Origin of the sequence: Novosphingobium sp., assembly GCF_039595395.1 — a bacterium.
Lineage (GTDB): Bacteria > Pseudomonadota > Alphaproteobacteria > Sphingomonadales > Sphingomonadaceae > Novosphingobium.
Genome location: NZ_JBCNLP010000001.1, coordinates 1,019,005 through 1,043,151 on the forward strand (window position 1 = coordinate 1,019,005; position 24,147 = coordinate 1,043,151).

At 65.2% G+C, this 24,147-nt stretch carries 14 protein-coding genes, 1 tRNA gene and 3 pseudogenes; 9 read left to right on the plus strand and 9 right to left on the minus strand.

Translation table 11 applies throughout. The annotated features are described in order from the left end of the window. The first annotated feature begins 116 nt into the window (after positions 1 to 116). The 4 genes and pseudogenes from ABDW49_RS04845 (at position 117) to ABDW49_RS04860 (ending at position 7,474) form a co-directional block, all read left to right on the plus strand. Positions 117 to 2,549: an ATP-binding protein gene (locus tag ABDW49_RS04845; RefSeq protein WP_343610124.1), complete on the plus strand. Its 2,433-nt coding sequence runs from the start codon at positions 117 to 119 to the stop codon at positions 2,547 to 2,549. Between the two features lie 100 nt (positions 2,550 to 2,649). Further along, positions 2,650 to 3,724, plus strand: a pseudogene (recA, locus tag ABDW49_RS04850) (recombinase RecA). 145 nt (positions 3,725 to 3,869) lie between these two features. Then, positions 3,870 to 6,567, plus strand: a pseudogene (gene alaS / locus ABDW49_RS04855) (alanine--tRNA ligase). A gap of 619 nt (positions 6,568 to 7,186) precedes the next feature. Continuing rightward, entirely contained in the window at positions 7,187 to 7,474 is a 288-nt protein-coding gene (locus ABDW49_RS04860; protein ID WP_343610126.1) for a hypothetical protein, read from the plus strand. Positions 7,475 to 7,478: 4 nt separating this feature from the next. Here the strand turns inward: ABDW49_RS04860 and ABDW49_RS04865 are convergent, their stop codons facing one another. The 4 genes from ABDW49_RS04865 to ABDW49_RS04880 form a co-directional block, all read right to left on the minus strand. Beyond that, a complete protein-coding gene (locus ABDW49_RS04865; RefSeq protein WP_343610128.1) occupies positions 7,479 to 9,266 on the minus strand; it encodes a cation:proton antiporter in 1,788 nt (595 codons plus the stop codon). 341 nt (positions 9,267 to 9,607) lie between these two features. Further along, entirely contained in the window at positions 9,608 to 10,831 is a 1,224-nt protein-coding gene (locus tag ABDW49_RS04870; protein WP_343610130.1) for an NADP-dependent isocitrate dehydrogenase, read from the minus strand. A gap of 392 nt (positions 10,832 to 11,223) precedes the next feature. After that, positions 11,224 to 11,298, minus strand: a tRNA-Val gene (locus tag ABDW49_RS04875). Positions 11,299 to 11,428: 130 nt separating this feature from the next. Continuing rightward, entirely contained in the window at positions 11,429 to 11,803 is a 375-nt protein-coding gene (locus ABDW49_RS04880; RefSeq protein WP_343610132.1) for a response regulator, read from the minus strand. 230 nt (positions 11,804 to 12,033) lie between these two features. Here ABDW49_RS04880 and ABDW49_RS04885 point away from each other — a divergent pair, with 230 nt between their 5' ends. Next, on the plus strand, positions 12,034 to 13,032 hold the full coding sequence (locus ABDW49_RS04885) for an N-formylglutamate amidohydrolase (RefSeq protein WP_343610134.1): 999 nt from the start codon (positions 12,034 to 12,036) through the stop codon (positions 13,030 to 13,032). A gap of 610 nt (positions 13,033 to 13,642) precedes the next feature. On the opposite strand, the gene ABDW49_RS04890 is transcribed toward ABDW49_RS04885, so the two are convergent. Together ABDW49_RS04890 and ABDW49_RS04895 are read right to left on the minus strand one after the other, a co-directional pair. Continuing rightward, complete coding sequence (locus ABDW49_RS04890; protein ID WP_343610136.1) at positions 13,643 to 14,422, minus strand: SapC family protein; 780 nt, start codon at positions 14,420 to 14,422, stop codon at positions 13,643 to 13,645. Between the two features lie 187 nt (positions 14,423 to 14,609). Continuing rightward, positions 14,610 to 16,095 (minus strand): annotated as a pseudogene (locus ABDW49_RS04895) (FAD-binding oxidoreductase). Positions 16,096 to 16,301: 206 nt separating this feature from the next. Here ABDW49_RS04895 and ABDW49_RS04900 point away from each other — a divergent pair. After that, positions 16,302 to 16,808: a hypothetical protein gene (locus ABDW49_RS04900; RefSeq protein WP_343610138.1), complete on the plus strand. Its 507-nt coding sequence runs from the start codon at positions 16,302 to 16,304 to the stop codon at positions 16,806 to 16,808. A 195-nt stretch (positions 16,809 to 17,003) separates the two neighbouring features. Continuing rightward, positions 17,004 to 18,488 (plus strand): DEAD/DEAH box helicase, encoded by a 1,485-nt coding sequence (locus tag ABDW49_RS04905; protein WP_343610140.1) that lies wholly within the window; start codon positions 17,004 to 17,006, stop codon positions 18,486 to 18,488. A gap of 161 nt (positions 18,489 to 18,649) precedes the next feature. Here ABDW49_RS04905 and ABDW49_RS04910 read toward each other — a convergent pair whose 3' ends face one another. Further along, on the minus strand, positions 18,650 to 20,935 hold the full coding sequence (locus ABDW49_RS04910; RefSeq protein WP_343614154.1) for a UvrD-helicase domain-containing protein: 2,286 nt from the start codon (positions 20,933 to 20,935) through the stop codon (positions 18,650 to 18,652). A 165-nt stretch (positions 20,936 to 21,100) separates the two neighbouring features. Here ABDW49_RS04910 and ABDW49_RS04915 point away from each other — a divergent pair, with 165 nt between their 5' ends. Continuing rightward, positions 21,101 to 21,406, plus strand: a complete 306-nt coding sequence (locus ABDW49_RS04915) for a hypothetical protein (RefSeq protein ID WP_343610142.1) — start codon at positions 21,101 to 21,103, stop codon at positions 21,404 to 21,406. 91 nt (positions 21,407 to 21,497) lie between these two features. Further along, positions 21,498 to 22,796: an MFS transporter gene (locus tag ABDW49_RS04920; RefSeq protein ID WP_343610144.1), complete on the plus strand. Its 1,299-nt coding sequence runs from the start codon at positions 21,498 to 21,500 to the stop codon at positions 22,794 to 22,796. On the opposite strand, the gene rsmD is transcribed toward ABDW49_RS04920, so the two are convergent. Then, complete coding sequence (gene rsmD / locus ABDW49_RS04925; protein WP_343610146.1) at positions 22,793 to 23,374, minus strand: 16S rRNA (guanine(966)-N(2))-methyltransferase RsmD; 582 nt, start codon at positions 23,372 to 23,374, stop codon at positions 22,793 to 22,795. The genes ABDW49_RS04920 and rsmD overlap by 4 nt on opposite strands. After that, entirely contained in the window at positions 23,374 to 24,138 is a 765-nt protein-coding gene (locus ABDW49_RS04930; protein ID WP_068091891.1) for a pseudouridine synthase, read from the minus strand. The genes rsmD and ABDW49_RS04930 overlap by 1 nt, the downstream gene beginning before the upstream one ends. Between the last annotated feature and the right edge of the window lie 9 nt (positions 24,139 to 24,147).

Genomic DNA, 24,147 nt, shown 5'->3' on the forward strand with positions numbered 1-24,147 from the left:
GTGCAGGTGAGATCGAAAGGCGGGGAGAACGGCTTGAACCGGGATCGAGCATCGTGCGAAAAAGTGGGAACCGGTTTTTCGCTTAAAACGATGCGACAGCAGAAGGCCCTGGCGCGATGAAGGCCCCGCTGAGCCGCGCCGGCCTGGTGCTGACGGGCGCCCTGGTGGTGACCCTGCTGGGCCTGTGGCTGGCAACGGGCAGCGCGGTGGTTTGCCTTTCCTTTGCTGGCGGTCTGGTGGCGCTGGGCGCTTTGGGCTGGTTGCTGGTCCACAGCAGGCCCGAGGACGGGGCCGGCGATCCGGCCGAGCCCGACTGGTCGGTCACGACCGCTGCCATCGACGGCGATGAGGCTGGTGTGGCGGTGATTGACCGCGCCGGACGTCTGGTGGCGGCCAATGCCAGCTATGAACGGAATTTCGGCGCGGGCGCCGTGCCCACCACGCTGCCGCTGACCTTCGCCGAGGGCGAGGACCTCACCCGAGCAGGCTGGCGCGACGGCAAGGCCGGACCTCTGGCTGCCGACCATGAGGATGGCCGGAGTTGGCTGGTCAGCGTGACCTGCGCCGGTCGTGGCGAATCCTGGCAGATCTGGCGCTTTGCCCCGCAGGAGCGGGTCGAGACCGGCGCCGAACTGGCCGCCGCTCTGCGCGGCAAGCCGGGCCGGGCGCTGTCGCAGGCCGGTTTCGCCGCCGCCATGATCGAGGCCGACGGCACCATCCGCGTCGCCAACGATGGCTTTGCCACCCGCGCGCTGGGCGATGCCGGAGCGGCGCTGGCGGGCAGCGCTTTCGTCGATTATCTGGCGCAGGACGAGCATGATCGCATCTACTGGCAGCGTGATGCCCGCCGCGTCGCGCCGCTGACGCTGTTCTATCTGCCTTTGTCGGACCCCGACCATCCCGAAGACCCCGATCCCGCGCGCGGCACTTCGCTGATGCTGCTGGTCGATCATGGAGTGGGTCTGGGCGGCGGGGGCGGCGATGCCACGGGCGCCGCGCCTCATCTGGAGGCTTTGCTGGCAGGCCTGCCGCTGGGCCTCGCCATGGCCGATCGCGACGGGCGGGTGCTCTTCGCCAACCCGGCCTTTATGCGCGCAGCGGGCCGCGAGGGCGAGGATGCGCCGACCTATCCCACCGATCTGGTGGTGCAAGAGGATAAGGCTGCCCTCTCCGATGCCTTGCGCCGCTTCGGCCATGGCCCGGCGACCAGCGGCGATGTTGCGGTCAGGCTTTCCGCCCAGCCCGATGAGCCGGTTTCGCTCAGCCTTGCCGGGGTGAGGGGGCTGGGCGAGGCCGCGGTGCTGCTGGGCCTCACCGACACCAGCGAGGAAATCCGCCTCAAGCGTCAGGTGGCGCAGGCCACCAAGATGCAGGCCGTGGGCCAGCTGGCGGGCGGCGTGGCGCATGACTTCAACAATGTGCTCACCGCCATCATCGGCACCTGCGACCTGATGCTGTTGCGCCATACGCCCGGCGATTCGGACTATGACGATATTCAGCAGATCCGCGCCAATTCGAACCGTGCGGCGTCTTTGACGCGCCAGTTGCTGGCCTTCAGCCGCCAGCAGACCTTGCGCCCCGAAGTGTTGCAACTGCCCGATATCGTGAGCGAAATCAGCCAGATGCTGCGCCGCCTGATCGGCGAGAAGATCCAGCTTGTCGTTACCCATGACCGCGATCTGGGCGCGGTGCGCGCCGACCCGACCCAGTTGGAGCAGGTGATTGTCAATCTGGCGGTCAATGCGCGCGATGCCATCCACGACCATGCGGGCAAGGTTGGCGGCGATGGCGCGGGGCGTCTGGCGCTTTCCACCCGCCGCGTGCCCGCCGCCCAAGTGCGGGCGATGCGCAGCGAGATTCTGCCCATTGCCGATTACACCGCTCTGGTGGTCGAAGACACCGGCGGCGGCATTCCGCAGGAGATCATCGGCAAGATCTGGGAACCCTTCTTCACCACCAAGGAGCAGGGCAAGGGCACGGGTCTGGGCCTTTCAACGGTCTATGGCATCGTCAAGCAATCGGGCGGTTTCATCTTCGCCGAGAGTGAGGCGGGGGTGGGCACGCGCTTCAGCATCTATCTGCCGGTGCATCACGAACTGCCGGGGCAGAGTGCCCCGCCGCGCCTGAAGGATGCCCCGGTGGTGACGGCCTGGGCGGGCGGCGGCGACATTCTGCTGGTCGAGGATGAGGATGCCGTGCGCGTGGTCGCCGAGCGTGCCCTGACCCGCGCGGGCTACAGCGTCACCAGCGCCAGCGATGGCGAGGAGGGGCTGGAGCAGGTCGAAAAGCGTCTCGAATCGGGGCAGGCGATGTTCGATCTGGTGCTCTCCGATGTGGTGATGCCGATCATGGACGGGCCCGCCATGGCGCGTGCGGCGCGCAAGATCGCGCCTTTGGTGCCGGTGCTGTTCATGTCAGGCTATGCCGAGGAACAGCTGCGGCGCGAGATCGATATCGACAATATGTATTTCATTCCCAAACCTTTTTCGGTGAGTCAGATCGGCGAAAAGGTCGCCTCGATCCTGGCGGTGACGGCGAAAGTGGGATGACGGAAATTTTTTGTTCTCTTCTTGTTCGATAAGAACAAATGCGATACAAGTGCGCCTGTGTTGACGTACACGGTCAAGCTCTTATCGCATGGAGGCGAACATGGCGGCTCAGCTGAAACTGATTCAGGAAGGCAAAGACAAAGACATGGATCGTCAAAAGGCGCTGGAAGCAGCGCTCGCGCAGATTGACCGTGCGTTCGGCAAGGGCTCGGCGATGAAGCTGGGCTCGAAGACGACGATGCAGGTGGAGGCGATCTCCACGGGCTCGCTGGGCCTGGACATCGCGCTGGGCGTCGGCGGCCTGCCGCGCGGCCGCATCATCGAAATCTACGGCCCGGAATCCTCGGGCAAGACCACGCTGACGCTGCAGGTCATCGCCGAGGCGCAGAAGATGGGCGGCACCGGCGGCCTTCGTCGACGCCGAGCACGCGCTGGACCCGGTCTATGCCGGCAAGCTGGGCGTCAACGTGCGACGACCTGCTGGTCTCGCAGCCGGACACCGGCGAGCAGGCGCTGGAAATCGCCGACACGCTGGTGCGCTCGGGCGCGATCGACGTGCTCGTCGTCGACTCGGTCGCGGCGCTGGTGCCCCGGGCCGAAATCGAAGGCGAGATGGGCGATTCAGCTGCCGGGCCTGCAGGCCCGCCTGATGAGCCAGGCGCTGCGCAAGCTGACCGGCACGATCAAGCCGTTCGCACTGCATGGTGATCTTCATCAACCAGATCCGCATGAAGATCGGCGTGATGTTCGGCAACCCGGAAACCACCACGGGCGGCAACGCGCTGAAGTTCTACGCCTCGGTGCGTCTGGACATCCGCCGCATCGGCGCGATCAAGGAGGGCGACGAGGTCGTCGGCAACGAGACCCGCGTGAAGGTCGTCAAGAACAAGGTGGCGCCGCCCTTCAAGCAGGTCGAGTTCGACATCATGTATGGCGAGGGCATCTCCAAGATCGGCGAGATCATCGATCTGGGCGTGAAGGCGGGCCTGGTCGAGAAGTCGGGCGCCTGGTTCAGCTATGATTCGGTGCGCATCGGGCAGGGACGTGAAAACTCCAAGACCTTCCTGCGCGAACACCCCGAAATGGCCGACAAGCTGGAGGCCGCGATCCGCGGCCAGACGGAAGGGTTGTCCGATGGCATGATGGCCGGGCCCGACGCCGAAGACGAGGGTTGAGAGATCAAGAGGGGAGCATCTGGCGATGCTCCCCTTTCTCTTTGGGTGCCTTTAAGGTGATTTTGCCGGTCAGACTGATCGGCTTTGGGAAAAGATACGGCTTTGGCGCTTGTTTGGCGGCGCGTCGTGTCTTATCGCGCTGGCCATGATCTCGACCAACGACATTCGCCGCTCGTTTCTCGAATACTTCGGTTCGCAGGGCCACGATGTGGTGCCCTCCGCGCCGCTGGTGCCGTATAACGACCCGACCCTGATGTTCACCAACGCGGGCATGGTCCAGTTCAAGAACGTCTTCACGGGGCTGGAAACGCGCGCCATCCCGCGTGCCACCACCAGCCAGAAGTGCGTGCGCGCCGGCGGCAAGCACAACGACCTGGACAACGTCGGCTACACCGCGCGGCACCACACCTTCTTCGAAATGCTGGGCAACTTCTCCTTCGGCGACTATTTCAAGGAGCAGGCGATCACCCATGCCTGGACCCTGCTGACCAAGGAATGGGGCCTGCCCAAGGACAAGCTCTGGGTCACCGTCTACGCCACCGACGACGAGGCCTACGACATCTGGAAGAAGATCGCAGGCCTGTCGGACGACCGTATCATCCGCATCGGCGACAACAAGGGCGCGCCCTATGCGTCCGACAACTTCTGGGCGATGGGCGACACCGGTCCCTGCGGCCCCTGCACCGAGATCTTCTTCGACCATGGGCCGGATATCTGGGGCGGCCCGCCCGGTTCGCCGGAAGAGGACGGCGACCGCTTCATCGAGATCTGGAACCTCGTCTTCATGCAGTTCGAGCCGCCAGGCCGATGGCGTCGCGCATCGCGCTGCCGCGCCCCAGCATCGACACCGGCATGGGCCTGGAGCGCATCGCCGCGGTCCTGCAGGGCGTGCATGCCAACTACGAGATCGACCTGTTCCAGGCGCTGATCGCTGCCAGCGAGTCGCTGACGGGCGTCAAGGCTCAAGGCGACCAACGACGACCAGCCATCGCTGAAGGTGATCGCCGACCATCTGCGCTCCTCCAGCTTCCTGATCGCCGACGGCGTGCTGCCGTCCAACGAAGGTCGCGGCTACGTGCTGCGCCGCATCATGCGCCGCGCGATGCGCCATGCCAACAAGCTGGGCGCCAAGCAGCCGTTCATCCACCGTCTGGTGCCCGCGCTGGTCGCCGAGATGGGCGATGCCTATCCCGAGCTGAGGCCGCGCTCAGCCGCTGATCCAGGACGTGCTGAAGCGCGAGGAAGAACAGTTCGCCAAGACCCTGGAGCAAGGCCTGAAGATCCTCGAACAGAAGCCACTGAAAATCTGGTCGAAGGCGGCACGCTGCCCGGCGAAACGTCGCGTTCAAGCTGTACGACACCTATGGCTTCCCGGTCGACCTGACCGAGGATGCGCTGCGTTCGCGTGGCATCGCGGTCGACAAGGACGGCTTTGATTCCGCCATGGCCCAGCAGAAGGCTGCTGCACGCGCGGCCTGGAAGGGCAGCGGCGAGGCGGCAGCGGGCGAAGTGTGGTTCGACATTGCCGAACGCATCGGCGCGACCGAATTCACCGGCTACACCAGCACGACCGGCGAGGCGCAGATCGCCGCCATCCTGAAGGATGGCCAGGCCGTCGAGCGCCAGGGCGGGTGACACTGTCACCATCCTGACCAACCAGACGCCGTTCTACGCCGAGTCGGGCGGCCAGGTCGGCGACAGTGCCGGTACGATCACCGGCGCCGATGGTCTGAAGATTATCATTGCGGACACCTCCAAGCCGCTGGGTCGTTTGCATGCGCATAGCGGCACGGTGGAGAGCGGCACGGTGAAGGTGGGCGACGCCGTGGCGCTGGCCATCGATGTGGCGCGCCGGGATGCGAGGCCACCGCGCTCAACCACTCCGCGACCCACCTGCTGCATGCCGCGCTGCGCCAGGTACTGGGCGACCACGTACAGCAGAAGGGCTCGCTGGTGGACAGCCGGAGCGCCTGCGTTTCGACTTCTCGCAGCCCACGGCGCTGACGCCCGAAGACATCACCGCCATCGAGGCCGAGGTGAATGCTGAAATCCGTGGCAATGAGGCGGTCACGACTCGCCTGATGAGCCCGGAGGATGCCATCGCCAAGGCCAAGGGCGCCATGGCGCTGTTCGGCGAGAAGTACGGCGAGGAGGTGCGCGTGCTCTCGATGGGGGCGCTCAGCGGTGGTCGCAATTATTCGGTCGAGCTTTGCGGCGGAACTCATGTCCGTGCGCTGGGCGATATCGGCGTGCTGCGCATTGTGGGCGAAAGTGCTGTGTCCTCGGGCGTGCGTCGTATCGAGGCGCTGACCGGTGAGGGCGCTCGCCAGTGGCTGGTGCATCGCGAGGATCAGTTGAAGGGGGCGGCTGCCGCGCTGCGCACCACGCCCGACGAGGTCGAGGCGCGTGTCGTGGCTTTGCTCGATGAGCGCCGTAAGCTGGAGCGTGAGCTGGCCGAGGCCAAGAAGGCTCTGGCGCTGGGCGGCGGTTCGGGTGCGGCTCAGGCTGCGGACGAGGATGTCGGCGGGGTAAAGTTCTCCGGGCAGGTGCTCGAAGGACTTGATCCCAAGGAACTGCGCGGGCTGCTCGATCAGGCCAAGCAGCGTTTGGGCAGCGGCGTCGCTGTGATCGTCGCGGTCAATGAGGGCAAGGCGAGCATCGCCGCTGCCGTGACCGAGGATCTGACCGGCAAGGTCAGCGCGGTCGATCTGGTACGTGCGGGCGTCGAGGCGCTAGGCGGCAAGGGCGGCGGTGGTCGTCCGGATATGGCCCAGGGCGGCGGCCCGGATGGCGAGAAGGGCGCGGCGGCTATCGCCGCGGCCAAGGCCGTGATCGCGGGCTGAACCCTGCGACAGCTCCGGCGTTGATTGCGTTGCTATCCGATGAGGCCGCCATGGCGAAAGCTGTGGCGGCCTCTTCCGTTATGGATGAGCGTGGTGATGACCCGAAATGCCACGGGAAGAGAGGTGCATATGGCCTGCGCGCTGTTCCCATCGTGGCGGCGGTGCTGGTTTCGCTCTCGCCCCTCGTGGCGAATCGCGCTTGCTCCCAGGTTTTGTGATCCGCGCCATTGCCTGCCCCGGCAAAGCTTGCACCTTGGCCAAAGGGCGTTTTCGGCAATCTGCGGTATGTTGAGGAGGCGGGCGACCTTCTCGGCTATGGACTGTGCATCTTCCAGCGTGACGGTCGCGCCATGGGCATGGCTTTGAACTGATCTACCGCGATGCCGGGGAGCGGGATGATCCTGCCGGGACATTGCTGCGTTTGACTTGGGCCGGGCGGTGTCTGAAGCTGTCTTTATGGAAGAATGGTCAGTCGCTGCCCTTGCTGAAAGAGGATGCTCTGCTTCACCCGCAAGCGCGCGCTATGGGTTGGTTGTGGCGCATGCGATGGAAGAACCGCAACGCCGCAAAATTGACCACACAGGCGTGACAAAAAGCGCAAGAACCAGGGAAAAGCAATATGATCCTGCTGGCATGGATGGCCCTGGCCGCGATGAGTGACGCTCAGATCGCCACGGCGCGCAAAGCCGCTCCCGCCGATGTGCGCGCGGTGGTGGACCGCTGGGAGATGTGCAACCATTGGGGCGGCGAGGAGCCTTACGACAAGGCGCGCGCTCGCCAGATCGAACGCGCCTCGGCCAAGCTGCGTTGCGACCGCCTCGATGCCGATGAGGCGGCGTTGCGTCGCCGCTATGTCCACCGCCCCAACATCCTGCGGCTGCTGACCGCCGCGCACGACATCTATTGAACGCTTAGACCGCGGCGCCTTTCTCGCGCAGAGTGGCGCTTTTCAGGCTTGGCTTTTCGGTGAGGCCGCCCTCGGCCATGATCTGCTCGCGGAATTCGTCGCGCTTTTCGTGGATCGAGGCGATGACGAAGCCCATCGGCACGCCCAGATCGACCAGCACCGCCTCGGAAAGCTGCAGCGAGGATTCCAGCGTCTCTGGCACGGCCAGGCTGGCGCCTGCCTTGTACAAAGCGGCGGCATGGGTGGCGTCACGCGCGCGGGCGATCAGCGGCAGGTCGGGGTAGGCCGCGCGCATCTTGCGCACCAGCCTTTGCGCGATCACCGGCTCGTCCATGGTCAGGATCACCGTGCGGGCCTGCGCCAGCCCCAGCCGCTCCAGCGTATGGCCACTCGCCGCATCGCCGAAGGTGGCGTGATAGCCCGCCCGCAGCGCGCTGTTGATCAGGTCGGGATTGGAGTCGACCGCGATATAGGGCTTGCCGTGATGGCGCAGCATATCGGCCACCAGCCGCCCGACGCGACCGAAACCGATGATGATGGCGCGGGGCTCATCGCTGTCTCCTGCTTCGGGCGGCAGCACGGCGCCCCCGGCATCGACCTTGCGGGCCAGACGCCGTCCGGCCCAGGCCAGACCGGGCGTGATGGTCAGCCCCAGAGCGGTGACGATCTGCCAGAATTGCGCGGTGCTCGGCTGGATCAGCGCCGCGCCGCTCGCCGCCGTCAGCACGATCAGCGTCGATTCCGAAGGGCTCGACATCAGGATGCCGGTTTCCGCCGCCATGCCCGCGCGCGCGCCCATCACCCGCAGCATCGTGCCGGTGACCACCGCCTTCACCACCACCACGCCGATGGTGGCGCCCACGATCATCGGCCAGTGGCGCGCGACCATGGACAGGTCGATGCTCATGCCGATGGTGATCAGGAAGACGCCCAGAGCAAGCCCCTTGAAGGGCGCGGTCATGCCTTCGACCTCGCCGTGATAGGGTGTTTCGCCGATCAGCAGGCCGGCGATCAGCGCGCCGACGATGGGCGACAGGCCCACGCTGGCGGTCGCCAGAGCCGCAGTGATGACCACGATCAGGCTGGTGGCCAGAAACAGCTCGGGGCTCTTGGTACGCGCCGCCTGAGCGAACAGCGGGGGCAGCAGATAGCGCCCGCCCACCAGCAGCACCGTCACCAGCGCCACGCCAAGGCCCAGCGTGTGGAGCAGGGTGCCCCAGCCTCCGCCATTGTGCGGGGCCAGCGCACCCAGCAGGAAGATCGTGGGGACCAGCGCCAGATCCTCGAACAGCAGCATCGACAGCGCCGCGCGGCCCACCGGCGTCACCGTGCCCGCGATGGGCAGCACCAGCGCGGTGGAGCTCATGGCGAGGGCAAGGCCGAGGCCCAGCGCGCCCGCGCTGCTCTCACCCACAAAGGCCAATGCGAAGCCGATGATCGCGGCAGACCCGGTCAGCTCCAGCGCGCCGAGGCCGAAAACCTGCCGTCGCATGGCCCATAAGCGGTCGAAGCTCAGCTCCAGCCCGACGTTGAACAGCAGCAGGATGATGCCAAATTCGGCGAAGGGCTTGAGCGAATCAGGATCGGTGATGGTGACATAGGCCAGCCACGGATAATCAAACACCTGACGGCCCAGCCCATAAGGGCCGACCAGCAGGCCCACCAGAATAAAGCCAATCACCGGCGTGACACGGAAACGGGCAAACAGCGGGATAACGATCCCCGCCGCGCCCAGAATCACCAACGCATCGCCAAGAGGAGAAGAAGGGGAGAACACATTCGCATCAGTCATGCCGGGCAGGGTATGGCATGGGGAGGGGGATGTCACGGCGTGAGGGGGCTCACTGTGTGACAAACCGTGTCCGGAATGGTTTCAGGCAGGAAAAGGGGAAATGCGAGGGTGTTACACCCTCGCGCTCCCATGAATGTCTGCGTGGGCGCTTCGGGTTCGGCCTGGGCGCAAGGTCGCCGCGCCGCAGGTGGATCGTTCGGGCGCAACGACCGGGTGCCATTGCCCCGGCGTCGGAAGACGTTCCGGGAGCGCGAGGGGGTAACCCCCTCGCATCTTCTGTTATAAAAAAAAGGGGCCCGGTTTCCCGAGCCCCTTTCTTGTTTCACCGATGGCGCGAAGGCTTACGCCCAGGCGGCCATTTCGGATTCGAGGTTCTTCACGATTTCCTCGAAGAACTGCTCGGTGGTCATCCAGTTCTGATCGGGGCCGATCAGCAGCGCCAGATCCTTGGTCATCTTGCCGCTTTCGACGGTCTTGATGCAGACGGCTTCCAGCGTCTCGGCGAACTTCACCACGTCGGGCGTGTTGTCGAACTTGCCGCGATAGATCAGGCCGCGCGTCCAGGCGAAGATCGAGGCGATCGGGTTGGTCGAGGTCGCCTTGCCCTGCTGGTGCTGGCGATAGTGGCGGGTCACGGTGCCATGGGCGGCCTCGGCCTCCACGGTCTTGCCATCGGGGCTCATCAGCACCGAGGTCATCAGGCCCAGCGAGCCGAAGCCCTGCGCCACGATGTCCGACTGCACGTCGCCGTCGTAGTTCTTGCAGGCCCAGACGAACTTGCCCGACCACTTCAGGGCCGAGGCGACCATGTCGTCGATCAGACGGTGCTCGTACCAGATCTTGGCGGTTTCGAACTTCTCCTTGAAGCCTTCGGTCTCGAAGACCTCAGCGAACAGATCCTTGAAGCGGCCGTCATAGGCCTTCAGGATGGTGTTCTTGGTGGAGAGGTACACCGGCCAGCCCAGCGCCAGGCCATAGTTGAACGAGGCGCGCGCGAAGTCGCGGATCGATTCGTCGAGGTTGTACATGGCCATGGCCACGCCGGCGTCGGGGAACTTGAAGACCTCGCGGTCGATCACTTCGCCATTGTCGCCTTCCCAGACGAGGCGCAGCTTGCCGGGGCCGGGCACCTTGAAGTCGGTCGCGCGGTACTGGTCACCGAAAGCGTGACGGCCGACCACGATGGGGTCGGTCCAGCCGGGGACCAGACGGGGCACGTTGCTGATCACGATGGGTTCGCGGAAGACCACGCCGCCCAGGATGTTGCGGATGGTGCCGTTGGGCGACTTCCACATTTCCTTGAGGTTGAATTCCTCGACGCGGGCCTCATCGGGGGTGATGGTGGCGCACTTCACGCCCACGCCATACTGCTTGATGGCGTTGGCCGAATCGATGGTGATCTGGTCGTTCGTCTCGTCGCGCTTTTCGACCGAGAGGTCGAAATACTTCAGATCGATGTCGAGATAGGGCAGGATCAGACGCTCGCGGATCCACTGCCAGATGATCTTCGTCATTTCATCGCCATCGATCTCGACGACGGGGTTGGCAACCTTGATCTTGGCCATGTTCTCTCACTTTCCCTTATGGATTGGGTTATGGCGGATTGGGCGACGCCGGATGGGGATGCGCGGCGCGCTCTGAACGGATGTGCGATGAAGAATAGCATCGGCCTTTAGCAGACGCGCGGCGCTTCGCAAGGCATGGAAACAGCGGGAAGCGCCTAGGCTTTGGTCGATAGATGCTAATGAGAATAGAGAGCATTTATCAGGCATGGCGCGCCAAACGGTTGAGCGCGTGAGCCCCTCGTGTTGTCGGGTAAAAGGATGGGGCCGATCTGCGCGACACGATGCGCGCTTGTGCGGCCTGGCGTGCTGCGTGAAGCTGCGGCTCGGGAAGGGGCGCTGCGCGCAGATACGAAAAAGCCCGCGCAATCCATTGGATTGGCGGGCTTTTCGAATGGTGGGCGTAGGAAGGATTGAACTTCCGACCCCTGCGATGTCAACACAGTGCTCTACCACTGAGCTATACGCCCACACTCATTCGTCCCTGCCGTTTGCGGTTGTTTGAAGAACCGCGCCGGGCAGGGGCTGGCCTTTAGACGCGGCTTTTTTTTCGCGCAAGCCTCAATGTGAAAAATTTTGGAAAAAACTCAAATATCGGTCTCAGATGCTTGCCTGGGTGGGCTGACCGAAGACGCGCTGCACCTCCATCACCAGATCGCGCAGGTGAAAGGGTTTGGACAGCACGCGGGCCTGCGGGGCCTCGCGACTGGCCTTGAGCGTGACGGCGGCAAAGCCGGTGATGAACATCACCTTGGTGTGCGGGCTGATCTCGGCGCAGCGCTGGGCCAGTTCGATGCCGTCCATCTCGGGCATCACGATGTCGGAGAGCAGCAGGTCGAATCGCTCGCCCTGGAGCCAGGGCAGGGCGGCGGTGCCGCGATCCACAGCCACCACCTCATAGCCCGCATTTTCCAGAGCACGGGCCAGATAGGTGCGCATGGCGGGTTCATCTTCGGCAAGCAGAATACGGATCATGGGTCTCGGGCGCCTTTTGTGCGTTTCGCTCACCACCATACAGCGGTGGGAGTAAAGAATTTCTCCCATCATGCTCTTCCTTGTGAGGGCAAGAAAGGCTGCGCGCCGCAGATCGGGGGATGTTCGTCGCAACCGGCCCGGATCGGCTGCCGGAAAACGCATGACGGAAATATGTCTGTCGAATGGCTGGATTTTTGACAGGCGCGCCTTGCGCATGCCACATAAATGTCATGCGCGAAATCTCCCCAGCCTCCGGCGATTCGAGCGGTTTTGATGTGCCTGACGTGCCCGGCTGCGCGGGGCCGCCCTTTGTGCTGACCATGCCCGACCCGAGCCAGATGCCGGTGCTGATCTGCGCGCCGCATGGCGGCCGGGCCTATACGCCCGCGCTGCTGGCCGCGTTGCGGGAAGGGGACAGGGCCGCGCTCCGGCTGGAGGACCGGCTGATCGACATCATCGCCACCCGCGTGGCGCAGGAGACTCGCGCCGGGCTGATGGTGGCGCGCGCGCCCAGGGCCGTGCTCGATCTCAACCGCGCGCCCGACGATGTCGACTGGGGCATGATTCCCGAGGCCGAGCGCGCCGAGGCGCTGGCGGCCACGCTTCAGGCGGGCGGCACGGTGCGGGCGCAATCCTATCCCAGCCAGCGGGTGCGGGCCGGGCTGGGGCTGGTGCCGCGCCGGGTGCCGGGGCTGGGCGAGCTGTGGCGGCGGCCCTTGGCGGGCAACGTGCTGGCGCGGCGAATCGCGGGGCTGCATGTGCCCTATCATGCCTGCGTCAGCGAGCAGTTGGCTGTGTTGCGCGCCCGCTGGGGGACAGCCCTGCTGATCGACCTGCACTCCATGCCGCCGCTGCCCTGCGCGCCGGGGGACACGCCGGTGACCTGTGTGCTGGGCGACCGTTTCGGGTCGAGCTGCGGCACGGCGCTGATGGCCAAGGCCTTTGGCGCGCTGGACGAATCGGGTTGGCTGGTGGCGCATAATCGCCCCTATGCCGGGGGCTATGTGCTGGACCGCCATGCTGCTCCGCGTGACGGCATCCATGCGTTCCAACTGGAAATCGACCGGGCGGCCTATCTCGATTCGCGGCTGGTCGATCTGGGGCCGGGCGCCGATGGCGTGGTCGAGCGGCTGGTGACGATGGTGCGGCGTCTGGCCGGTGATGTGGCCGCGATGGGCAGCATGCTGCTCGATATGCGGCCCTCCGACTGGGCCGAAGCGGCGGAATAAGCCCTTGGGGGAGCGCTATCTTCCTCACGAATCATGAACCGGATAAAAAACCACCTCGCGCCAGAGGGCACGAGGTGGCCAAGGTTCAGGGAGGAGGTGCACGGCGTGCACCAATCCTGCCATGCCATGAGGGAAGCACGGCAGAACGATTGCATCATATGCTCCCGAGCCAGACCATGCAAGGGGGCCGGGCCGGTAAATTCGTTGGGCTACACTATGGCGGTACTGGTTTGCGACGTACCGTGCTGGTTCGCCAAGGCCTTGGCAGACAGGCGTTCCCGGCGCGATGCGGGCTTGGGGTGTATCGGCAATAGTTGGACTGAATAGGTATTTGCGGGCTGTTTTGAGGGGGAAAGGGAAAAGCGAGGGGGTTACCCCCTCGCGCTCCCATAACGTCTCCCGACTGTATGGCAGCGGCGCCGCATCCTCGCGCACCAACTCTCCACCAGCGCAGCAAAAAGGCGCCGCAGGCAAAAAGCCCCGGCGCCTTTTCGTCGTTCGAAAACCTGCGACGCTGCGGCTTGGCCCTAAGGCCGAACCCGAAGCGCAACGCAGACATTAAAGGGAGCGCGAGGGTGTAACACCCTCGCACGTCACCTTTCTGCCTTGATCAAGCAGGCAGCGTCACATTCGGCTGAGGCAGCACGCCCAGCGCAACCTGACGGCCGAAGATCTCGCGCATCAGGTCCAGGCTGAACAGGTGAGCGAAGACCAGCGGCAGCAGGCCCGACTGGTTCCAGCCGCGCAGCACGTCGCCGCGCACTTCCTGCAGCTTGGCCTGATCGACCATCTTGAAGCCGCGATAGACGAAGGGCTGCTCGCTGCCGTCCTGCTGGATGGCGACTTCGCCCTCGATCAGCAGGCCGTGCTTTTCCAGCTCCTTGACGAAGGCGCCGGTGCGCAGGCCGGCCTGCTCGAACTGCTCGCAGAAGCCGAGCATGCCCGTGGTGGTCTCGCTCGGCTGGTCGCCGTCGAACAGGGCGGCGCCTTCCTCGAACTCACCGATCAGGCCGCTGGTCGGGTCGAAGCACAGGCTCAGCTCTTCGGCCTGCGGGTTCAGGCGGGCCAGCATGAAGGGATAGCGGCGCGCATAGGCCGGGATGTAGACGTTCTCGGCGACCGTGCCCTCGGCGTCGACGAAGACGTTCACGCCCTCGTTCAGGCCCATCAGCGCCAGAGGCACCGAATCGTCACCCGACGAAAAGACGATCGGGAAGAAGCGACCGGCCTGCGGAAATTCTTCCACCGTCAGCGGGATGGCGTGCTGGCCCACCAGCCAGTCGGCCTTGTCGACGCTGCGGCTCTTCCAGGTCGCGTGGTCGCGGCTGTTGAGCGGAACCAGGTCCTTGTAGAAGATCGGCAGACCGGGATTTTGCGGCGCGCTGGCCATGTCAGGTGTCTCCGTAAGCAAAGCGGGCGCCTTGGCCCCCCATTTAAAGGGCGGGTCTTAGAAGGTGGCGCCGATGCTTGCAAGCGGGTGAGAGGTTAGAGCGTTTTCGCTATTTGCGAAAACGCTCTCGTCTTTGTTTGCCGCATTTTCCGAGCCGTTGACCGTGAACGGTCAACTTGAAAATGCTCTAGGCGTTTGGCGGTACGAGTTTACCCGGATTGAGCAATCCCTGCGGATCGAGGGCCGCTTTCACCGCGCGCAGCAAGGTTAAGGCGGCGGGATCGGCGGTATGGGCCAACTCCTTGATCTTGTTCTGGCCGATGCCATGCTCGGCGCTGATCGAGCCGCCCCAGCGGGTCACCTCGTCATAGACGAAGGCGCTGATGGTCTTGCCCTCGGTCAGGTCCCAGCCCGGCGCGGTGCCGGGGGCGGCGAGCACATGGTAATGGATGTTGCCGTCGCCCAGATGACCGAAAGCCACGACATGCGTGCCGGGGAACTTCACTTCGATCTGCGGCGAGACCTGCTCGATGAAATCGGGCATGCGTTCGACCGCGACGGAAATGTCATGCTGCACGGCGGGGCCCTTGGCGCGCTCGGCGAAGGGAACTTCCTCGCGAATCAGCCAGAAGGCGTCGGCCTGGGCTTCGCTGGAGGCGATGGCGGCATCCTGCACCAGACCGGTTTCAAAGGCCTCGGCCAGAGTGTTTTCCACCCGCTCGGCCAGCGAATCGGCGCCTTCGGCATCGGCCACGATCTCGATCAGCGCATGCCAGGCATGGTCGCCCTCCAGCGGCTTGCGGGCCTTGGCGGTATGCTCCAGCACGGCCTCAAGGCTGGCCTGAGGCACGACCTCGAAGCCTTCCAGCGAGGCGCCCAGACGGCGCTGACAATGGATCAACAGTGCGCGGGCGGCGTGGATGCTTTCCACCCCGGCCCAGACCACGCGGCGCTCGGCAATGCCGGGGGAGAGCGCGAGCGTCGCCGCCGTCACCATGCCCAGCGTGCCTTCGGAGCCGATGAAAAGCTGCTTCAGGTCAAAGCCGCGATTGTCCTTCTTGAGCGGGGTGAGCGCCGACCAGATCGTGCCATCGGCCAGCACCACCTCCAGCCCCAGCACCTGGTCGCGCATATTGCCATGGCGCAACACTTGCGTACCGCCCGCATTGGTCGAGACCAGACCGCCGACCGTGGCCGATCCCTTGCCGCCCAGGGTGAGGGGAAAGCGCAGGCCCTGCGCCTCGGCGGCTTCATGCAAGGTCTGCAGAATCACGCCCGCGCCGCAGGTGACCTTCAGCGCATCCTTGTCGATCACGCCGATGGCATTCATCCGCCGCAGCGAGACGAGCAGGCTGTGCCCGCTGTCATCCGGCGTGGCGCCGCCCACCATGCCGCTGTTGCCGCCCTGAGGCACGATCGTCACGCCGGCGGCGGCCGCCAGCCTGACCAGCGCGCTCAATTGCGCGGTGTCGGCGGGGGGAGGCCAGCGCCAGCGCGCGGCCGGTGTAACGCCCGCGCCAATCGGTCAGCCAGGGGGCCATGGCATCGGGATCGCGGGTCAGTCCGGCCTCGCCCAGCAGCGTGGCAAGCTGCCCTAAAAACCCTTCCGGAGCGGAGATTTCGCTGTTAGCCTCGGCGAGGGAACGCGAAAAAGAATGCAGGGTATCGGTCATCCGACCCCTATGCCACAGTCGGAGGGCGAGGTTAAGTGCGACGGACCGGAATGGCGCGGTTTGAACCATCCTTGGGGGCAGGTTAAGCGATGGTTCAAACATTGCAGGCCATAGCGCTCGACATACAGTCAGGGACATATGTGAGGCCTTTTGACCATCACCCGTTTCAGCATTGCCTGTTTCGGGTCACGGTCGTCCATTGAACCATGAAATGCGGTTATGCTCTTCTTGCCCTTGCGGGGCTGGTGCTGGCGGGAGCGGCACAGGCTGACATGCTGCCGCCCGTCGGGGGCAGAAGCTTTGGGCCGATTGGTGGCAGCAACCCCGAACAGGTTCGTATCGAACAGCATTTCTCCATCCGCATCGCGCCCGGCGGGCCGGTGATGCCGCCCGACATGATGGACGATCTGATGGATGAGCGGCCCGAGCGCTTCGAGGAAAAGGCGATGGGCAAATGCTTCGCCTCGGGCGCGGTGCTGGGGGTGCAGAGCGCGGAGGGCAACCGCCTGCTGCTGTTCATGCGCGATCAGCACATCATCTCGGCGGTGCTGGAAAAGGCCTGTCGCGCGCGTGATTTCTACTCCGGCTTTTATGTCGAGCGCAGCCCGGACGGGCAGGTCTGCGTCGATCGCGACCGGCTGCAGGCGCGCAGCGGCGCCAGTTGCCATATTGCCCGCCTGCGCGCGCTGATCGCTCTGCCCTGGCGGCGTTAGGGTGTATTTCGCCCCAATGGCACGCTGATCGGGCGATTTTCTTGACTTTTATGGTTCATTGCGATTAGGCCTCGGCACCCGCGCCGGGCGTATCATGTTGATGCATGGCTTTGGCGAAGCAGGGACGGCCCAACGGGGGGCGGCTATCCCAAGCATGATTGTCCCAATCCTTCTCTATCGGAACATGACCAACCCATGAGTTTTGCCGATCTCGGCCTGTCGGATGAATTGCTGCGCTCGGTCGCGGCTTCCGGTTATGACACGCCCACGCCGATCCAGGCCCAGGCCATCCCCACCGTGCTGATGATGCGCGACCTGATCGCCATCGCCCAGACGGGCACTGGCAAGACGGCCGGTTTCGTGCTGCCGATGATCGACATTCTCGCGCATGGCCGTCGCCGCGCGCTGATGCCGCGCAGCCTGATCCTGGAGCCGACGCGCGAGCTGGCCGCTCAGGTTGCCGAGAATTTCGAGAAATACGGCAAGAACCATGATCTGAAGATGGCGCTGCTGATCGGCGGCGTGCAGATGGGCGATCAGGTGAAGGCCCTTTCGGACGGTGTGGACGTGCTGATCGCCACGCCGGGCCGGTTGATGGACCTGTTCCAGCGCGGCAAGATCCTGCTGACGGGTTGCAGCATGCTGGTGATCGACGAAGCCGACCGCATGCTCGACATGGGCTTCATCCCCGACATTGAAGAGATCTGCTCGAAGCTGCCCGCGCAGCGCCAGACCCTGCTGTTCAGCGCGACCATGCCGCCGCCGATCAAGAAGCTGGCCGACAAGTTCCTGAGCAATCCCAAATACATCGAGGTGGCCCGCCCCGCCTCGACCAACATCAACATCGTCCAGCACAAGGTGAAATGCGTTTCGCGCCAGAAGCGCGAAGTGCTGCGTCATCTGCTGCGCACGGACAATGTCTCCACCGCGATCATCTTCGCCAACCGCAAGACCACCGTGCGCGAACTGGCCAAGAGCCTGAAGCGCCACGGCTTTTCGGCAGGCGAAATCCATGGCGACATGGACCAGTCGAGCCGCATCGCCGAGCTGGACCGTTTCAAGGCGGGCGCGATCAACATTCTGGTCGCCAGCGATGTGGCGGCGCGTGGCATCGACGTGAAGGGCGTTTCGCACGTCTTCAACTTCGACACGCCGTGGCATCCGGATGATTATGTGCACCGCATCGGCCGCACCGGTCGCGGCGGGGCGACGGGCCGGGCCTTCACGCTCTATTCGAGCGAGGATGCCGAGGCGATCGCGAATGTCGAGAAGCTGACCGGCGGCGCGATCCCCGAGATCAAGGTCGATCTGGGCGGCGCGACCGAAGAGGACAAGCCGGTGCGCGAGAAGCGCGAGAGCAAGCCCTCTGCCGAGAAGCCCGCTGCCGAAAAGAAGACCCGCGAGCGCAAGCCGCGTGGTGGCAAGGCTGAAGCGCCGCGTGAAGAGATCCGCGCCGAAGAGTCCGTTCGTGAGGCGCCGCGCCGTTCGGAGCGTCAGGACCGGTATCGTGACGAGCCGCGCCGCGAGGCTCCGCGTCGTGAGGATGCCCGTCGGGATGATCGCAGCCGTGGTCGTCAGGATGACCGCCGCTCGCGCTGGCAGAATGACGAGCCGCCGAGCAAGCCGGGTGAATGGAACGGCCCGATTCCGGAGTTCCTGGGCATTTCGGCGCTGGATTGATTTTGGGCGCGAGGGTGGCGTGAAGCTGCCCTCGCGCCGGAAGACGATGGGACGGACCTGACTTAGAGTTCCTGCCTCAAGGATCGGGCGCCACGGCCCTATTGCCGGAAGACGTTATGGGAGCGCGAGGGGGTAACCCCCTCGCATCCACCTGTTACCCCTTAACCGACTTTCCGCACAAAACTGTCCAACACGCGCTTGCGCCCGACGGTATCGAAATCGATCTCCAGCCGGTTGCCCTCCTGCACGGCGACGGTGCCATCCCCGAACTTGTCATGCGTGACCCGGTCACCCGAGCGGATATCGAGCCGGGGCTTGGCCGCGAAGCTGGCCGCGCTGCGAGTGCTCTCGGGAATACGACGCGGGGTGGCATCGAAGGTCTGCGTTGCGGCGCGCTGCCAACCGGGGCCGCGGCTCTGGCTGCGCTCGGGCTTGTCGCGGGCGAGGTGGGCGAAGGGATCGTCGCGCTCGCTCCATTGGGCGCGCCACATGCTGGCGCCGCCGGACAGGCTCGATTCTTCGTTGATGTGATCCTTGGGCAGCTCGGCCACAAAGCGGCTGGGGATCGATGACGTCCACTGGCCATAGATCCGGCGGTTGGCGGCATGCATGATGGTGCAGAGCCGCCGCGCGCGGGTGATCGCCACATAGGCGAGGCGGCGCTCTTCCTCCAGCGATGCCAGCCCGCCTTCGTCGAGCGAGCGCTGCGAGGGGAACACGCCTTCCTCCCAGCCGGGCAGGAAAACATGGTCGAATTCCAGACCCTTGGCGGCGTGGATGGTCATGATGGTGACCTTTTCCGCATCCTCATTGGCGTCATTGTCCATCACCAGCGAGACATGCTCGAGGAAGGCGCCAAGGTCTTCGTAATCCTCCATGGCGCGCACCAGTTCGGAGAGGTTTTCCAGACGCCCCGCTGCCTCGGCGCTTTTTTCGGCCTGAAGCGCGCCGGTGTAGCCCGATTCGTCGAGCATCATGCGCGCCAGATTGGCCGGGCTGTTGACCTTCTCCTCATCGCGCCAGCGGGCGAAGTTGCGCATCAGCGCCAGAATGGTGCCGCGCGCGCGGGCGGGGATTTCATCGGTGTCGCAGATCTGGATCGCGGCGAGGGCGAGGGGGATGTTGGCGGCGCGGGCGAAGCGGTGCAGCTTCTCCAGCGTCTTGTCGCCAAGGCCGCGCTTGGGGGTGTTGTAGATGCGCTCGAAGGCGAGATCGTCGTTGGGCTGGGCGATCAGGCGCAGATAGGCCAGCGCATCGCGGATTTCGGCGCGCTCATAGAAGCGGAAGCCGCCGACGATGCGATAGGGCAGGCCGATGGAGATAAAGCGGTCTTCGAACTCGCGCGTCTGGAACTGCGCACGCACGAGGATGGCCACCTTGGTGAGGGGCAGCCCCTCGCGCTGCAGGCGCTCGATCTCCTCGCCGACGCGGCGTGCTTCCTCGGGCGCGTCCCACACGCCGATCACGCGCAATTTGTCGCCGCCGGTGGCCTCGGTCCACAGCGTCTTGCCGAGGCGCTCGCTGTTCTCGCGGATCAGGCCCGAGGCGGCGGCCAGAATATGCGGCGTGGAGCGATAGTTCTGCTCCAGCTTGATGACCTTGGCGCCGGGGAAATCCTGCTCGAACTTCAGGATGTTGGCCACTTCCGCGCCGCGCCATGAATAGATCGACTGGTCATCGTCACCCACCACGCAGATGTTGTGGCGCGCCATGGCCAGCAGGCGCAGCCAGAGATACTGCACCGAATTGGTGTCCTGATATTCGTCCACCATGATGTATTTGAAACGGCGCTGATACTCCTCCAGCACATCGCGGTGCTGGCGGAAGATCGTCAGCATATGCAGCAGAAGATCGCCGAAATCGCAGGTGTTGAGCGCCAGCAGTCGTGCCTGATAGAGGCGGTAGAAATGCTGGCCCTTGCCGTTGGCATAGGCCTCGCTCTCGAAGGCGTCGACATCGGCGGGGGCCAGGCCCTTGTTCTTCCAGCGATCGATGCAACCGGCCAGCAGCTTGGCGGGCCAGCGCTTGTCATCCACGCCCTCGGCCTGAATGAGCTGCTTGAGCAGGCGAAGCTGGTCGTCGGTGTCCAGAATCGTGAAGTTGGACTGCAGCCCCACCAGTTCGGCGTGACGGCGCAACATTTTCGCCGCGATGGCGTGGAAGGTGCCCAGCCAGGGCATGCCCTCCACCGCCGGGCCGATCAGATGGCCCACGCGCTCGCGCATTTCCCGCGCGGCCTTGTTGGTGAAGGTGACGCAGAGGATCTCGCTCGGCCACGCCAGCTTCAAGGCCACCAGATTGGCCAGACGCGCCGTCAGCGCCGCCGTCTTGCCGGTGCCCGCGCCCGCCAGCATCAGCACGGGGCCTTCGGTGGTCAGCACCGCCTCACGCTGGGGCGGATTGAGGCGGGCGAGCCAGTCGGGCTCGGTGGCGTAGGGGGAGGGCATGGTATCAGTCACACGGGAACGCCTAGGGAACAGGGGCGAGTCTGGCAACCGATAACGCCCGATGAACGGTGCATTCAGGGCCGGATCATGGCGGCCGTGCGACAAAACAGGCTCGGGACCGCCGAAGGGAATCGAGTCGCACAGATTTGAGATGGAGAAACCCCGATGCGTATCATGTCTTATGCAGCCCTGCCTTTGCTGCTGATGGGTTCGGCGCTTTCTGGTGCCGCTCACGCGCAGGGCACTGTTCAGGTTCAGGCCAATCCGCGCGGCGACGAACCGGTGGCGGCCAGCGCCGACCCTGCCGCCGCCAATGACCCCGTTCCGGCCACCCAGCCCAGCGATCCGGGCTATCACGCCGGGCCTTATGCCGGCGCGCTCAGCCCTCCTCCGGCTGATGCGATGAACAAGACCTATCCGGTCTGCTCGGCCCGCGTGCATGATTCCTGCCGCAATCCCGGAGGTCGATAAGCCCTGCAATCGGTAACAAATGAAAAGGGCATCGCGCTTGCGGTGCCCTTTTCGCATTGACAAAGCCGCGCCTTGGATGGAGCGAAGGCGCATGCACACCCCCCTGAAGCCCCAGCCGCACCCCTTGCGCCAGAACGCCCGCATTCTGCTTGCTGCCCTTGTCGGCACATCGGTGGAATTTTACGACTATTACGTCTTCGCCACGGCGACGGCGCTGGTCTTCGGGCCGATGTTCTTTCCCAAGGTTGCGCCCTCCGTGCAGCAGATCGCGGCCTTTATGGTGTTCGGCGGCGCCTTTATCGCGCGGCCCGTGGGGGCCATCGCTTTCGGCCATTTCGGCGACAGGATCGGGCGGAAATCGACGCTGGTGGCCTCGCTGATGCTGATGGGGGCCTCGACGGTGGCGGTGGCCTTCCTGCCTTCCTATGAACAGGCCGGGCTGCTGGCGCCGGTGCTGCTGTGTATCTGCCGTTTCGGTCAGGGCTTCGGCCTTGGCGGCGAGTGGGGCGGCGCGGCCTTGCTGGCGGTGGAATATGCTCCGCCGGGCTGGAAGGCGCGCTTTGGCTGCGCGCCGCAATTGGGAGCGCCGGTCGGGTTCCTGTGCGCCAATGGCCTGTTCCTGATCCTTGGCCTGACCATGAGCGATGCCGATTTCAAGGCATGGGGCTGGCGCGTGCCGTTCCTGCTCTCGGCGCTGCTGGTGGCGATTGGCCTGTGGGTGCGCCTGAAGATTGCGGAAACGCCCGAGTTTCAGGAGGCGCTCAAGCATGAGGCGCCCCCCGCCGTGCCGCTGGGCGTGCTGCTGAAGGATCACTGGCGCGGCTTGCTGGCGGGCAGCGCGGGCGTGGTGGCCTGCTTTGCACTGTTCTACCTCTCCACCGCCTTTGCGCTGGCGCAGGGGGCGGGGCCTCTGGGTTATGGGCGGCAGAATTTTCTGGCGGTGCAGCTTGCCGCCAATCTGTTCCTGACCGCCGGGATCATCGCCGCCGCCATCTGGTCGGACCGCTATTCAGAAGGCAAGGTGCTGGCCTGGGGCGCCGGGCTGGGCGCGGTGATCGGCCTGTTTTTCTGGGCGGGCCTGTCCTCGGGGCATCTGGCCGTGACCTTCGTCACCCTGTCGGTGACGCTGTTCGTGATGGGCATGTCCTATGGCCCGCTCACCGGCTGGCTGACCGAGCTGTTCCCGGTGTCGGTGCGCTATTCGGGGATTTCGATGGCGTTCAACGCGGGCGGCATCATCGGCGGCGCCTTCACCCCCGGCCTGGCCCAGAGCCTGGTGGACCGCCATATGGGCAATTTCATCGGCCTGCTGCCCGCCGTGGCGGGGGTGGTCACGCTGATCGGTATCGGCTGGGCGCGCGGCCAGCGCGCCCGGCTAGCTTTGGCTTAAGCCTCGGGAGCAGCTTCGCTCTTCGGGGCCTCACTCGGTTCCGGGCGCATCAGGGTAAGGCAAGCCTTGCCCACCACGCGCTCGACCATCACCTCGAAGCCGCGCACACGCGGGGCCTCGCGCGCCTCGGTCTCGATGCAGACCCAGGTGCCGTCATGCATCCAGCCCAGACGGCGCAGCTTGTCGATGGCGACGACGCCCGCGCTGGTCTTGTAGGGCGGATCGAGCAGGATCAGATCGTAGGGCTGCTTGGCCACGCCCAGCGCCATCACCGAACCCACGCGCACGTCACATTCCTTCTGCGCGTGCAAATTGGCGATGTTGCCGCGAATCGCGCGGATCGCCGCCGGATCCTGCTCGGCGAACATCGCATGCGCCGCCCCGCGCGACAGAGCCTCCAGCCCCAGCGCGCCCGAGCCGGCAAACAGATCGGCCACGCGCAGCCCTTCAAAGCTGCCGAGGCGCGAGGTCAGCATAGAAAACAGCGTCTCGCGCGTGCGGTCGGCGGTGGGGCGGGTGGTATCGCCCTCCGGCGCGAGCAGCTTGCGCCCGCGCCATTGCCCGGCAACGATCCGCATCAGGCCTTGAGCCCCTTGCGGAACTGCTCGACCACATTCTGCGGCAGCGCCACAGCCGCGCCGCGCGGCAGATCGCCGAGCAGGAACGGGCCGTAAGCGATGCGCAGCAGGCGGCTGACCTGCAGCCCCAGATGCTCCAGCACGCGGCGCACTTCGCGGTTCTTGCCTTCGGTCAGCGTCACCTCGATCCACTGGTTGCGGCCGGTGCGGCGCTCCATATTGGCGTTGATCGGGCCGTACTGGAAACCGTCGATCTCGATGCCCTGCATCAGCTCCTCGAGCTGCGGCTGGCTGATGTCGCCGAAGGTGCGGGCGCGATAGGTGCGCGGCACGCCGCTCGACGGCAGTTCCATGGCGCGCTTCAGCTCGCCATCATTGGTGAGCAGCAGCAGCCCCTCGGTGTTCATGTCGAGGCGGCCCACCGGCATCAGGCGCGGCGTGCCGGGCGGCAGCGCATTGCGCAGCGCATTGTAGATGGTCGGGCGACCGGCAGGATCCCGCTCGGCGGTGATCAGGCCATCGGGCTTGTGGAAGGCCCAGAGGCGGCCCACTTCGGGCTCATCCACCGGCTTGCCGTCGACCGTCAGACCCTTCAGCGAGGTCAGGATGGTGACGGGCGTCAGCACCAGTTCGCCATCCAGCGCCACGCGCCCGTCGACGATCATGCGCTCCACCTCGCGGCGGCTGGCGATGCCGGCGCGGGCCAGCAGCTTGGCGATGCGCTCACCCTCGGGATCGATGGCGAAATCCTGGAGGCTGGCGATGCGCTGATA